This is a genomic window from Mesorhizobium qingshengii (assembly GCF_027563465.1).
Classification (GTDB): domain Bacteria; phylum Pseudomonadota; class Alphaproteobacteria; order Rhizobiales; family Rhizobiaceae; genus Mesorhizobium; species Mesorhizobium qingshengii_A.
In genome coordinates, this window is sequence record NZ_JAPFQA010000001.1 from 672,028 (window position 1) to 684,202 (window position 12,175).

Consider the following 12,175-nt stretch of genomic DNA (forward strand, 5'->3'; position numbering starts at 1 on the left):
CCTCGCTTTTATGCGGCCGCACCAACCTGGAGCAATTCAGTCTACGGCCCCCGGTCCGATATCGCAATCCAAGCCCTTCCAGGGGGCTGAATTCGATCCATCGGATATAGGTCGACCGCGGGCACGAACCATGAACGATTGCCAAACACCGGCAAGATCCGCAAGCTCCAAAAATCCGATTTCGACGAATGGCCCCAGTTTGGACGAATGGCCCCAGTTTGGACGAATGGCATTGTCGCTGCGCAACGGCCTCACTATACCAGCGGCAAGGCCGCTGGCTTTAAAGACATCACTTCGCGGAGACCGGACACATGGCTGACGACACCAGTATTTTCATCGGCGCCAGCCGCAAGCCGGACGACAGCTACCAGCGTGCCGAGCAGTTGTTGCTGCAGTACGGGAACCGCCACGGCCTGGTGACCGGCGCCACCGGTACCGGCAAGACGGTTACCTTGCAGATCCTGGCGGAGGGTTTTTCCAACGCCGGCGTGCCGGTGTTCTGCGCAGACATCAAGGGCGACCTGTCCGGCATCGCCATGATGGGTACGGCACAGGATTTCCTCGTCAAGCGCGCCGAACAGATCAAGCTCGACCCCTATGACTTTCAGGAATTTCCGGTGATCTTCTGGGACCTGTTCGGGGAGCAGGGCCATCCGATCCGCGCCACCGTCTCGGAAATGGGGCCGCTGCTTTTGTCGCGCCTGATGAACCTGACCGAGGCGCAGGAAGGCATCATGAACATCGCCTTCCGCCTGGCGGACGAGGAAGGCCTGCTGCTGCTCGACATGAAGGATTTGCAGGCGCTCCTGGCCAACATCGCCGAGCGTGCCGACGAGATCGGCTCGCGCTACGGCAATGTGACGAAGCCGTCGGTCGGAGCCATCCAGCGCACGCTGCTGGTCCTCGAGCAGCAGGGCGCCGCGCACTTCTTCGGCGAGCCGGCCCTGCGGATCTCCGACATCATGCGCACCACGCGCGACGGGCGCGGTGCCATCAGCGTGCTTGCCGCCGACAAGCTGATGATGAATCCGCGGCTCTACGCGACATTCCTTCTGTGGCTGATGTCGGAGCTGTTCGAAGTGCTGCCGGAAGTCGGCGACCCCGACAAGCCGAAACTGGTGTTCTTCTTCGACGAGGCGCATCTTCTGTTCGACGAAGCGCCCAAAGTGCTGGTCGATCGCGTCGAGCAGGTGGTCCGCCTGATCCGTTCGAAAGGCGTCGGCGTCTATTTCGTCACGCAGAACCCGTTGGATATCCCTGAAAAGGTTCTGGCCCAGCTCGGCAACCGCGTACAGCACGCGCTGCGCGCCTATACGCCGCGTGAGCAGCAGGCGGTAAAGACGGCGGCCGAGACGTTCCGGCCAAATCCCGACTTTGACTGCTCCACCGCAATCACCCAGCTCGCCACCGGCGAAGCTCTGGTTTCGATGCTTGAAGCCAAGGGCGTGCCGTCCATGGTGCAGCGGACGCTGATCCGCCCGCCGTCCTCGCGCCTGGGGCCGATCACGCCCGACGAGCGTCGCAAGCTGATCCAGGAAAGTCCGGTCGCCGGCCAATACGACCAGGTCGTCGATCGCGAATCGGCTTTCGAGATGCTGCAGAAGAAGGCCAGGGAGGCGCAGGACGCCGAAGAGCAGGCGCGGCAGGCCGGCAGCGGCGGCTCGCGCTGGACCATACCCGGCTTCGGCAACGACGATCCGGCGCCTCAATCAGGCAGCAGGCGCACGCCGGCGCCAAGGCCGTCCAACCGCCAGACCGTGGCCGAGGCGGCGATCAAGTCGGTGGTGCGCTCGGTTGGCTCATCGGTCGGACGCGCCATCGTGCGCGGGATCCTGGGCAGCCTGTCGCGCGGGCGGTAAGATTTGAAGCTGCGGCGTTGCCGCTGCCTCGCTAGTCAGAAGATCGAGTTGGTGACCTCTTTTAGCGGCCCGAGAAGCACCGATCCTTCCGGCACGCCGGCGTCGATCGGGATGGCCTTGCGGTTGGCCGTCGCCACCATTGCCTGACCGATATCGGCGGTGACGATGACCGGGCTCTTGGAGGGCACGCGATCATAGAGATCGATGATGTCCTGGTTCATGAAGCGAACGCAGCCGGAAGAGACCGATTTGCCGATCGATTTCCATTCCGGCGAGCCGTGCAGGCGATAGAGCGTGTCCACGTTGCCCTGGAAAAGATAGAGCGCGCGCGCGCCGAGCGGATTCTTCAGCCCACCGGGCATGCCGCCATTGTCGGCGCTGTATGGCTTCAGTTCCGGCTGCCGGGCGATCATTTCATCCGGCGGTGTCCATTTCGGCCATTTCTGCTTCCACTGGACCACGGCGTCGCCGGACCATTCGAAGCCGGCGCGGCCGAGACCCACACCATAGCGGATGGCCTGGCCGCCAGGGCGCACGAGATAGAGGTGGTGCCCGGTTGTGTCGACGATAAGCGTGCCTGGCTTCTGTCCCGTCGGATCGGGAACGATCTGACGCAGGTACTGCGGATCGATCTTCTCGAACGGTATGGCCGGGAGGTCGAAACCGCCATCGCTGACGGCCGCGTACATCGTCGCATAGTCGGGCAGCGGCGGCTCGACATAGGTTGGCGGCGGCGGCTCGACCGGTCCCAGTCCGGTGGTGGCGCATGCGGAAACCGCGATCGAAGCGGCGCCCAATGCAGCGGCGTTCAGAAAGCCGCGACGGCTCAGGCGATAGGATTCGATTTCGGTTATGGACATGGTTGCCTTCTTTAGGTCTCAAATCGCAACAAAGCGTCAATACGCTGGCTGCCGCGCGGGTGCCTTACAACACCCGGCGCGATAGGCGGTTCCGATTCTGGCTTGAAGGTGGGCAAAGAAAGGCGAAGCTGTGACTGTGCCGCCACTGTGGCGCCAGGGACACAGGTCTGCGACCTAGCTGCCGGACACCAGGGCTTCGAGGGTTGGCAGGATCAGGGCTGGTGGAAAATCGCGGTATTCCTCGGGCTGGTTGGAACGGTTGATCCATACCGTGCGGAAGCCGAACTTGGTGGCGCCCGCGATGTCCCAGCGATTGGAGGACTGGAAGGAAACCGCGCCGGGGTAGAGCCGCTGGCTGGTAGTGACCATGTCGTAGACCGAGGGGTCGGTCTTGAAGCGGCGCACCGCATCGACGGAATAGACATCGTCCAAAACCTGGTCGAGCGCGGCGGACTTCACCGCTGCCTCAAGCATTTCCGGCGAGCCATTGGAGAGGATCGCCAGTCTCGCTCCAGAAGCCTTGAGCGCCTTGAGGACGGCCGGCACCTCGGGATAGCAATCCAGCCGCCAGTAAGCGTCCAGCAGTTTTGCCTTGAGGCTGGGATCGGCTGAGGGAACCTTGCGCAAGGCGAAATCGAGCGCCTGCTCGGTCAACTGCCAGAAATCGGCATAGGCGCCCATCAGCGTCCTCACCCAGGAATATTCGAGCTGCTTGGCGCGCCAGATCTCGGACAGCAACTGGCCGTCTGGTCCGATCTGATCGGCATGGCGGCGCACGGCCGCATGCACGTCGAACAGCGTGCCGTAGGCGTCGAAAACATAGGTAGCGTATTGCATGGCGACAGTTTTGGGGCGAGGCGAGGCGAGGTGCAAGCTTTGATTGTGCCGCGCCTGCCGCTGGCCTCAACAAAACTCCTCGATGCCGGTTGACGCCGCCCGCCAAAGCATCTTCCAATGGCTGTCGAACGAGACCGATTGAGACGGGACAACGCGATGACACTGGCGGCAGCGGCACAATCCGCGACTTGGACTTTCGTCGATGGCGATTGGCATGAGGGCAATGTCGCCATTCTTGGGCCGCGCAGCCACGCCATGTGGCTTGGCACCAGCGTCTTCGACGGCGGCCGCTGGTTCGAGGGCGTGGCGCCGGACCTCGAGCTCCATGCCGCCAGGGTGAATTCGTCGGCGATTGCGCTCGGCCTCAAGCCGTCCATGACCGCCGACAAGATCGTCGGGTTGACGTGGGATGGGTTGAAGAAGTTCGATGGCAAGACAGCCGTCTACATCAGGCCGATGTACTGGGCCGAGCATGGCGGCTACATGGGCGTGCCGGCCGATCCCGCGTCGACCCGTTTTTGCCTTTGCCTCTATGAATCGCCGATGATCCCACCCACCGGCTTTTCGGTGACCGTGTCGCCGTTCCGGCGCCCGACCATCGAAACCATGCCGACCAACGCCAAGGCCGGCTGCCTCTATCCCAACAACGGCCGCGCCATCCTCGAAGCCAAGATGCGCGGCTTTGACAATGCGTTGGTGCTCGACATGCTGGGCAACGTCGCCGAGACCGGAACCTCGAACATCTTCCTGGTCAAGGACGGCCATGTCTTCACGCCGGCGCCGAACGGCACCTTCCTGTCCGGCATCACCCGCTCGCGCACGATGACCCTGCTTGGCGAGTATGGGTTCAAGACCACTGAAAAGACGCTGTCGGTGCGCGATTTCCTCGAAGCGGACGAGATTTTTTCGACCGGAAATCATTCCAAGGTGGTGCCTATCACGCGTATCGAGGATCGTAATCTGCAGCCCGGGCCGGTGGCCAAGAAGGCGCGCGAGCTCTATTGGGATTGGGCGCATTCGACGCCGGCTGGCTGACGCGTCCGGCTGGGTCTTTTGCCTCTGCGTGGTTCGTTGTCGGAAAACCGTGTGACAGTTTTCCGCAACCCGCTTAGAAAGGGAACCGGCGCTTCATTCCGGAGTTGTTCCAGCTCAATCCAGACCTATCTTAATCCGGTATCGACACCGGATTTTTCCACGAGGGAGTACCATCCATGGCTTTTGAATTGCCCGCTCTGCCTTACGACTACGAGGCCTTGCAGCCTTACATGTCGAAAGAGACGCTGGAATACCACCACGACAAGCACCACAAGGCCTATGTCGACAACGGCAACAAGCTGGCCGCGGAGGCTGGCATGGGCGATCTGTCAGTCGAAGAGGTGGTCAAGCAGTCGTTCGGCAAGAATGCCGGCCTGTTCAACAATGCCGCCCAGCACTACAATCACATTCATTTCTGGAAGTGGATGAAGAAGGGCGGCGGCGGCAACAAATTGCCGGGTGCCCTGCAGAAGGCGGTCGATAGCGATCTCGGCGGCTACGACAAGTTCAAGGCCGACTTTATCGCCGCCGGCACGACGCAGTTCGGCTCGGGCTGGGCCTGGGTTTCGGTCAAGGACGGCAAGCTGGCGATCTCGAAGACGCCGAATGGCGAAAACCCGCTCGTTCATGGCGCGACGCCGGTCCTCGGCGTCGATGTCTGGGAACATTCCTATTACATCGACTACCGCAACGCCCGCCCGAAATATCTCGAGGCGTTCGTCGACAGCCTGATCAACTGGGACCATGTCCTCGAGCTTTACGAAAAGGCCAAGGCCTGATCGATTTACGGAAAAGCCCCGGCACGCCGGGGCTTTTCTTTTCCAGCGTCGGCGCGGTCGATGCAAAATTATGCCCGGCAAAATCCGGCAATCAATAGGGAATATTCACGCCGGCCTGGCCGTTATCGTTCTGTCCCCTTCATCATGGAGCCAATTGAATGAGAAAGCTTGTCATCGCCATCTCTATGCTCGGCCTCGTCGGTTCGGCGGCTTTTGCCGACCCGATCCTCGATCGGCAGGCTCTGATGAAGGAACGTGGAAAGATTGCCGGCGGATTGTCGAAAGTGGTCAACGGCCAGGAGCCCTTCGAGGCAGCGGCGGTGCTGACGGCGTTGCAGGCGCTTCAGGCGAATGCCGAGAAGTTGGATATTGACGCTCTTTTCCCGGCCGGCAGCGACGCTGGCGACACCACGGCTGCTCCCAAGATCTGGGAAGACATGGCAGGTTTCAAGGCGGTTCACGCCAAGTATCTCGCTGACGTCAAGGCCGCGGTTGCCGCCGCCCCTGCCGATGTCGACGCCTTGAAGGCGCAGTTCGATACGCTTGGCTCCGACTGCGGCACCTGCCATCAGACCTACAGGATCAAAAAGGGCTGATCGCGGGCAATGCCCTTGCTGAAAAAACTCGTCGGCGCCGCCCTGATCATGGGCGGTGTCGGTGCTGTGGCCGGATGGCTGCTGTCGGCGCCGGTCAAGCTCGACGCTGAAACCCTGGCGCAACTCGGCCCCGGCGATGCCGCCAGGGGCAAGCGCATTTTCAATGCCGGCGGCTGCACGTCCTGTCATGCCAAGCCTGGTTCCCAGGGTGATGCCCGACTTCAACTGGTCGGCGGTCTCGAACTCAAGACGCCGTTCGGCACCTTCGTGCCACCCAACATTTCGCAGGACGCCAAGGATGGCATTGGCGCCTGGTCGGTGGAAGACCTTGCCAATGCCATGCTGAAGGGCGTCTCGCCTTCAGGCGAGCATTTCTACCCGGCGTTCCCCTACCCGTCCTACGCACGCATGAGGCCAGCCGACATTGCCGATCTCTACGCCTTCCTGAAGACGCTTCCGGCGGTTGCCGGCAAAGCGCCAGGTCACTCGTTGAGTTTCCCCTTCAACATCCGTCGCGGTCTCGGGCTGTGGAAGCGGCTCTATTTGAGCAAGGAGCCGGTGATCGCTTTCCCTGATGGCACGCCGGATCCGGTGATGGCCGGCCGCTACCTGGTCGAGGGACCAGGCCACTGCGGCGAATGCCACACGCCGCGCGCCTTCACCGGTGGCGCCAAGAAGAGCGAGTGGCTGGCTGGCGCGGCGGCGGCTGAAGGCAACGGTATCGTGTCGAACATCACCTCGGGCGAGGGCGGCATCGGAAAATGGTCTGAAGACGACATCGCCAACTATCTCGAAACCGGCTTTACGCCAGAGTTCGATTCCGCGAGCGGTGCCATGGTCGATGTACAAAAGAACATGGCCGAGCTGACTGCGGACGATCGCGCGGCGATCGCCGCCTATCTGAAGGCGATACCGCCGCATCCCAACGGCTACCCGGCTCGCAAGAAGACGGCGAACTGATTTTCGATCACGGGTGGCGGTCGCCGAGGAAATCGAAGCCGGTTTCGAAGAAATGATTGTAGTCGCAGGTCAATTCCTCGCCGGGCGCGATGTCGCGCAACGCGTAGGTCTCCTCGGGCGAGGAGACATCGCAATTCGGATCGTCGTCGTGGTTCATGTAACGCGCGTCGTCGGCTTCGAAGACGATGTAGTTCGGGTCGCGCCGGTCGGGATAGGAATATCGGTCGAGATAGGCTTTGACCGGCCCGGTTTCGTTCTCGTAGGTCTCGACCTTGATACGCCGGTCATATTTGGGATCGAGCTTCCAGATCAGCGCGCCGCTGGGAATATGGGTCTTGGCGAAGACACCGATACCCTGGATGGGCGATTTGTCGAGATAGACGTCGACGAGCAGCATGGCAGACCCTTGCGAGATTGATGATTGGGCGGCGCGGCTTTGAAAAAAGCCGCGCATTGGGTAGCGCGCGACTATCGCAATTGCGAGCGGAAAATCAGCTCAAAAGGTTGTGTTCGACAAGATGCGCCTTGCCGGCAACCTTGAGCGCGAAGGCATAGGTATAGGCGATTTCCTCCAGCCTGGAAAACCGGCCCGATGCCCCGGCATGGCCGGAATCCATGTTGATCTTGAACAGCACCGGATTGCTGCCGATTTTGCGCTCGCGCAGCCGCGCCACCCATTTGGCCGGCTCCCAATAGGTGACGCGCGGATCGGTGAGGCCAGCCAGCGCCAGGATCGGCGGATAGTCGAGCGCTGCGACATTGTCATAGGGTGAATAGGCGGCGATCGTCCGGTAGTCATCGGCTGACGCGATCGGATTGCCCCATTCCGGCCATTCAGGCGGCGTCAGCGGCAGGCTGGCGTCAAGCATGGTGGTCAGCACATCGACGAAGGGCACCTCGGCCACGATGCCGCCAAAGCTTTCCGGCGCCATGTTGGCGATGGCGCCCATCAGCATGCCGCCGGCCGAGCCGCCTTGTGCGATGATGCGGTCGTGGGCCGTGTAGCGTTCCAAAACCAGATGGCGGGCGACAGCGATGAAATCGGTGAACGTGTTCATCTTGTTCTCCCGCTTGCCGTCGTCGTACCAGCCATAGCCCTTGTCCTTGCCGCCGCGGACGTGGGCGATGGCGAAGACAAACCCGCGGTCGACCAGCGAGAACCAGTTGGTGTTGAATGCGGCCGGCACGGTGATGCCATAGGACCCGTAGCCGTAGAGCAGGCAAGGCGCGGATCCATCCAGCGGCGTATCGCGGTGGTGCAGAAGCGAGATCGGCACCAGTTCGCCATCGGCGGCAGGCGCCATCAGCCGCCGCGTGACATAGTGGTCCGGATCATGGCCGGACGGCACTTCCTGGGTCTTCAGCAGCACCCGCTCACGGGTGCGCATGTTGTAGTCGAACACCTGCGCCGGCGTCGTCATCGACGAGTAGGAAAAGCGCATGATCTCGGTGTCGTATTCATAGGAGCCGGACAGGCCGAGCGAGAAGGCCTCCTCGTCGAGAGACAGATGATGCTCCTCGCCGCTGTCGCGGTCATGCACGACGATGCGCGGCAGGCCCTCCTTGCGTTCGAGCCGCACCATGTGGTCCCTGAAGCCGATCACCGACAGGATCAGCCGGCCCGGCTCGTGCGGCACCAGTTCCTGCCAGTTGGCGCGGACCGGGTCGCTCGCGGGCGCCGTCATGATCTTGAAATCCTTGGCACCGTCGGCATTGGTCAGGATGAAGAAGATGTCGCCGCCTTCTTCCAGGTCGTATTGAAGGCCAACCTCGCGCGGCGAGACCAGTTTCGGTTCGGCAAACGGGTCACTGGCGCTCAACAGGCGATATTCTGAAGTCTCGTGATCGTTTATGCCGATCATGATCCACTCGTTAGAACGCGTGCCGCCGACATCCATGAAGAAGCCTGGGTCGGTCTCCTCGTAGATCAGCCGGTCATCTTCAGGGCTGCCGCCGAGCGTATGGAACAACACCTTGGACGGGCGATGATTGGGATCGAGGCGGGTGTAGAAGAAGCCGTCATCGCCGGCATTCCACACGCCGGAGCCGCCCGTGTCGGGAATCTGGTCCGCAAGTTCCTTGCCGGCGGCAAGGTCGCGCACACGCAGCGTATAGAACTCGGAGCCCTTGTCGTCGAACGCCCATAGCAGCTTGCGATGGTCGGCTGAATGATCGACGCCACCGAGACGGAAATAGGCCTTGCCCTCGGCCTCGGCGTCGCCGTCGAGCAGGATCTGCTCGACACCGCCATCGCGCGGCATGCGGAAATAACGCGGTTGCTGGCCGCCCAGCTTGAAGGATGAACCGTAGGCATAGGGGCCATCCTTCATCGGTACGGAAGAATCGTCTTCCTTGATGCGGCCCTTCATCTCCTTGAAAAGCTGCTTTTGCAGTTCGACCGTGTCGGCCATCAGCTTCGACTGGTAGGCGTTCTCGGCCTCGAGTTCTGCGCGAATCCCGGCATCGAGCAATGATGGATCCCGGAACATCTCCTGCCAGTTGTCGGCCCGCAGCCAGGCATAGTCATCGGTTCGCGTGATGCCGTGGTGAGTGTCGGACACCGGCCGTTTCTCGGGGGCTGGCGGGCTGACGATCGGAAATGCGGAGGTCTTGGTCATTGCGTCTCGCTTTGGAAGTATCTTGAATGGCGAATGAACACGCCGATCAGCGCGGGTTCAAGAGCCGCAGCCTATCGGTTGTGTCGGCTCCAGGAGATGGGCCGGGAGAGAGATGATGGCTATTTGTTCTTGGATTGCCGCAGCTCTCGCCGTTGCTTCGCTGACCCTGGCTGCTGTCGGCCAGTCTCATGCGACCGTATTCGCGGCTTGGCAAGTGGCCAATGTGCCGTTCGGCGATACGCTCAATGTGCGAAAATATCCCTCGGGTACATCCCAGAAACAGGCGGCATACCCGAACGGGACCGTTCTGCAGATGACTGGACGATGCACCGGTGGGGTAAATCTGCTCGACATCGCCAATCAACCGGCGTGGCAGCAGGAACGGAAAGTTCGCCACCGCTGGTGCGAAGTCTGGCATGATCCTGCCAGGAACGGCAACTTCGTGGCCGGCTGGGCCTATGGCAAGTACATCACCCCCAATTGATTGATTGGTTCGGCGGGCACGTCGCCTGGTTGCTTGCTTGCGACAGGCGCGCGGCAACCTGTGGTTTTGTCGAGAGATGCAGGCAACCAATGTTGCCAGCGGGGCAACCAAGCAGAATCAAGCATTGAAACTTGCTTAGTGAGTTATCGCGAATGTAATGGCGAGCTGACCTAACGTCAGCCTTTGCTGGTTTGGCGAGGGAAATATCGAGAAATTACATGATGCACGAAAGATTGAAGCTGATCCGCGAATAATTTAGATACATCGCGCAATATAGCGCGAGGGGAGAATTGACTTACTTGGTCTGCGGGCTCATTGATGTGCCCGCGACACGAATCGCAGAAATTCTACCTGCACAAAATTCGTGCTATGCCCTGTCTGTTAAAAAAAGGGCGCGGACCGAAGTAACTCCTGTTGGGGCCTGAAGACCATGGATATTGCCGAAACACCTGCCAGAAACAGCGATGCGCTGATCGAGTTGACCGCCGATGTGGTGGCCGCCTACGTCAGCAACAATCCCGTGCCGGTCGGCGAATTGCCGAACCTGATAGCCGATGTCCATGCCGCGCTCGGGCGCGTGGGCGGAACAGCCGAACAGCCGCCTGCGGACAAGCAAAAGCCGGCCGTCAACCCGAAGCGCTCGGTTCACGACGACTACATCGTTTGTCTCGAAGACGGCAAGAAGTTCAAGTCGCTGAAGCGCCATTTGATGACCCACTATGACCTGACGCCCGATCAGTATCGCGAAAAGTGGAATCTCGATCCGACCTATCCGATGGTTGCTCCCAACTACGCCGCAGCCCGGTCCCAGCTTGCCAAGAAGATGGGTCTCGGCCGCAAGCGCAAGGCGCGGTAATCGCTGCTTGCCAGATCGGATCGACCCCAACGGCGCCCTCGGGCGCCGTTTGATTTTGCAAGGCAGTCGGCAAGACGGGGTGAAGACGGCCGAACTCGGCGGGTGGTCAGGCGGTCTGCTTGAGTGCCGCCTCGGCGTCACGCTTGATGCGCTTGACCATCGAGCGAAGACCATTGGCGCGCTGCGGCGAAAGGTGTTCGTCGAGGCCGAGCTCCCTCAATGTGGCTTCCGCGTCGGTTTTCTCTATCTCGCTGGCAGTCCTTCCGGAAAACAGCGCAAGCATGATCGCCACCAGCCCACGCACGATATGGGCATCCGAATCGCCGGTGAAGGTGATGACGGGATCGGTTCCCGGCCCCTGTTCCGTGGTCAGCCAGACCTGGCTGACGCAGCCCGGCACCTTGTTGGCGGCGTTGCGCTCCTCGTCCGGAAATGGCGGCAGCGCCTCGCCCAACTCGATCACATAGCGATAACGGTCCTCCCAATCCTCAAGGAACGAGAAGTCGTCGCGGATCGTCTGGATCGTGGTCGTCATCACTCGGATATAGTCACGCAGCAGTGCCGCGTCACGGAAAAAACAAAGACACCGCGGGCGTCGAGAGGGCAGACAACCCGCGGTGCGCCGTCGAGACGGCTCAATTCTGCGCAGGCAAGTTGACTGTCTCGGGCAAGACGATTTCCTCCGGCACGCTGCCGGTCGTCGCCGACGTGTCAGGACCCGCGGCGGATTTGTCGTCCAGCATCGCGGCCGCGATCTTGGCTGTTTCCTTGGCGCGGGCGGTGATGGTGTGCATCGCCGACTTGCCGGTTTCACAGACATCGGGCTTGCGCTCGCAAATGCCGGCTATGTCGCCAACTGCCTCGCGTGCCGCGAACAGGGCCTGGATCGGCCCAACGCTTTCGTGACCCGACTCGTCGGAACCGACACTCAGTGGCAGCGCCAGCAGCACCAGCGAAAACCAGAAAGCCATTCTTATCAGGAAGAACATGCCTTGCCTCTCGTCGTAACCGGATCATGCATCCATATGGCATGACCTCTTTTGTGGGCGGGATATTGGCACACAGCCGCAAAGGACGGCTTGCAGGCAAAGCGAGAATTTTCCTCAAATTTTAGGCAAATTCGAAACGAACCATTTTGCAATCGATTTGATTCAAATCCGAATAATCTTCTTCACCCATTAGAAACCATCTATCCACCTGTTTCATAACGGTATTCTGCAAGATGGCAGGGCGCCGGCACGAGCTTTCATCGACGGACAGGCCGCGCCATTGAATAACCCTCCGTTTACTA

At 61.0% G+C, this 12,175-nt stretch carries 13 protein-coding genes; 7 read left to right on the forward strand and 6 right to left on the reverse strand.

Annotation, left to right across the window (positions count from 1 at the left end; translation table 11 throughout):
• The first annotated feature begins 311 nt into the window (after nt 1-311).
• A complete protein-coding gene (locus OOJ09_RS03080) occupies nt 312-1,859 on the forward strand; it encodes a helicase HerA-like C-terminal domain-containing protein (protein ID WP_269903769.1) in 1,548 nt (515 codons plus the stop codon).
• 35 nt (nt 1,860-1,894) lie between these two features.
• Here OOJ09_RS03080 and OOJ09_RS03085 read toward each other — a convergent pair whose 3' ends face one another.
• Together OOJ09_RS03085 and OOJ09_RS03090 are read right to left on the reverse strand one after the other, a co-directional pair.
• Nucleotides 1,895-2,719, reverse strand: coding sequence for a L,D-transpeptidase (locus OOJ09_RS03085; RefSeq protein ID WP_269903770.1), 825 nt, complete (start codon nt 2,717-2,719; stop codon nt 1,895-1,897).
• Between the two features lie 174 nt (nt 2,720-2,893).
• Nucleotides 2,894-3,556 carry a haloacid dehalogenase type II gene (locus OOJ09_RS03090; RefSeq protein ID WP_091576979.1) on the reverse strand — a complete coding sequence of 221 codons (663 nt, stop codon included), beginning with the start codon at nt 3,554-3,556 and terminating at the stop codon, nt 2,894-2,896.
• Between the two features lie 156 nt (nt 3,557-3,712).
• Between OOJ09_RS03090 and OOJ09_RS03095 the strand changes: the two genes are divergently transcribed.
• From OOJ09_RS03095 to OOJ09_RS03110, 4 genes are all read left to right on the forward strand, one after another.
• Nucleotides 3,713-4,591 carry a branched-chain amino acid aminotransferase gene (locus OOJ09_RS03095; RefSeq protein WP_269903771.1) on the forward strand — a complete coding sequence of 293 codons (879 nt, stop codon included), beginning with the start codon at nt 3,713-3,715 and terminating at the stop codon, nt 4,589-4,591.
• A gap of 176 nt (nt 4,592-4,767) precedes the next feature.
• Nucleotides 4,768-5,370 carry a superoxide dismutase gene (locus tag OOJ09_RS03100; protein ID WP_269903772.1) on the forward strand — a complete coding sequence of 201 codons (603 nt, stop codon included), beginning with the start codon at nt 4,768-4,770 and terminating at the stop codon, nt 5,368-5,370.
• A 158-nt stretch (nt 5,371-5,528) separates the two neighbouring features.
• Nucleotides 5,529-5,966, forward strand: coding sequence for a c-type cytochrome (locus OOJ09_RS03105; protein ID WP_091576984.1), 438 nt, complete (start codon nt 5,529-5,531; stop codon nt 5,964-5,966).
• A gap of 9 nt (nt 5,967-5,975) precedes the next feature.
• Nucleotides 5,976-6,926, forward strand: a complete 951-nt coding sequence (locus OOJ09_RS03110) for a cytochrome c (protein ID WP_269903773.1) — start codon at nt 5,976-5,978, stop codon at nt 6,924-6,926.
• A 7-nt stretch (nt 6,927-6,933) separates the two neighbouring features.
• Here OOJ09_RS03110 and OOJ09_RS03115 read toward each other — a convergent pair whose 3' ends face one another.
• A complete protein-coding gene (locus OOJ09_RS03115; RefSeq protein WP_269903774.1) occupies nt 6,934-7,323 on the reverse strand; it encodes an SET domain-containing protein in 390 nt (129 codons plus the stop codon).
• A gap of 94 nt (nt 7,324-7,417) precedes the next feature.
• Nucleotides 7,418-9,544, reverse strand: coding sequence for a S9 family peptidase (locus OOJ09_RS03120; RefSeq protein ID WP_269903775.1), 2,127 nt, complete (start codon nt 9,542-9,544; stop codon nt 7,418-7,420).
• A 115-nt stretch (nt 9,545-9,659) separates the two neighbouring features.
• On the opposite strand from OOJ09_RS03120, the gene OOJ09_RS03125 reads away from it, so the two are divergent.
• Together OOJ09_RS03125 and OOJ09_RS03130 are read left to right on the forward strand one after the other, a co-directional pair.
• Nucleotides 9,660-10,028: an SH3 domain-containing protein gene (locus OOJ09_RS03125; protein ID WP_420107490.1), complete on the forward strand. Its 369-nt coding sequence runs from the start codon at nt 9,660-9,662 to the stop codon at nt 10,026-10,028.
• Between the two features lie 430 nt (nt 10,029-10,458).
• Nucleotides 10,459-10,884: a MucR family transcriptional regulator gene (locus OOJ09_RS03130; RefSeq protein ID WP_269903777.1), complete on the forward strand. Its 426-nt coding sequence runs from the start codon at nt 10,459-10,461 to the stop codon at nt 10,882-10,884.
• Nucleotides 10,885-10,990: 106 nt separating this feature from the next.
• Here OOJ09_RS03130 and OOJ09_RS03135 read toward each other — a convergent pair whose 3' ends face one another.
• On the reverse strand, nt 10,991-11,419 hold the full coding sequence (locus OOJ09_RS03135) for a SufE family protein (protein ID WP_256749509.1): 429 nt from the start codon (nt 11,417-11,419) through the stop codon (nt 10,991-10,993).
• Nucleotides 11,420-11,519: 100 nt separating this feature from the next.
• The gene (locus tag OOJ09_RS03140) at nt 11,520-11,873 is read right to left on the reverse strand and encodes a DUF5330 domain-containing protein (RefSeq protein WP_269903778.1); all 354 of its coding nucleotides are present in this window, start codon (nt 11,871-11,873) and stop codon (nt 11,520-11,522) included.
• Nucleotides 11,874-12,175: the final 302 nt, after the last annotated feature.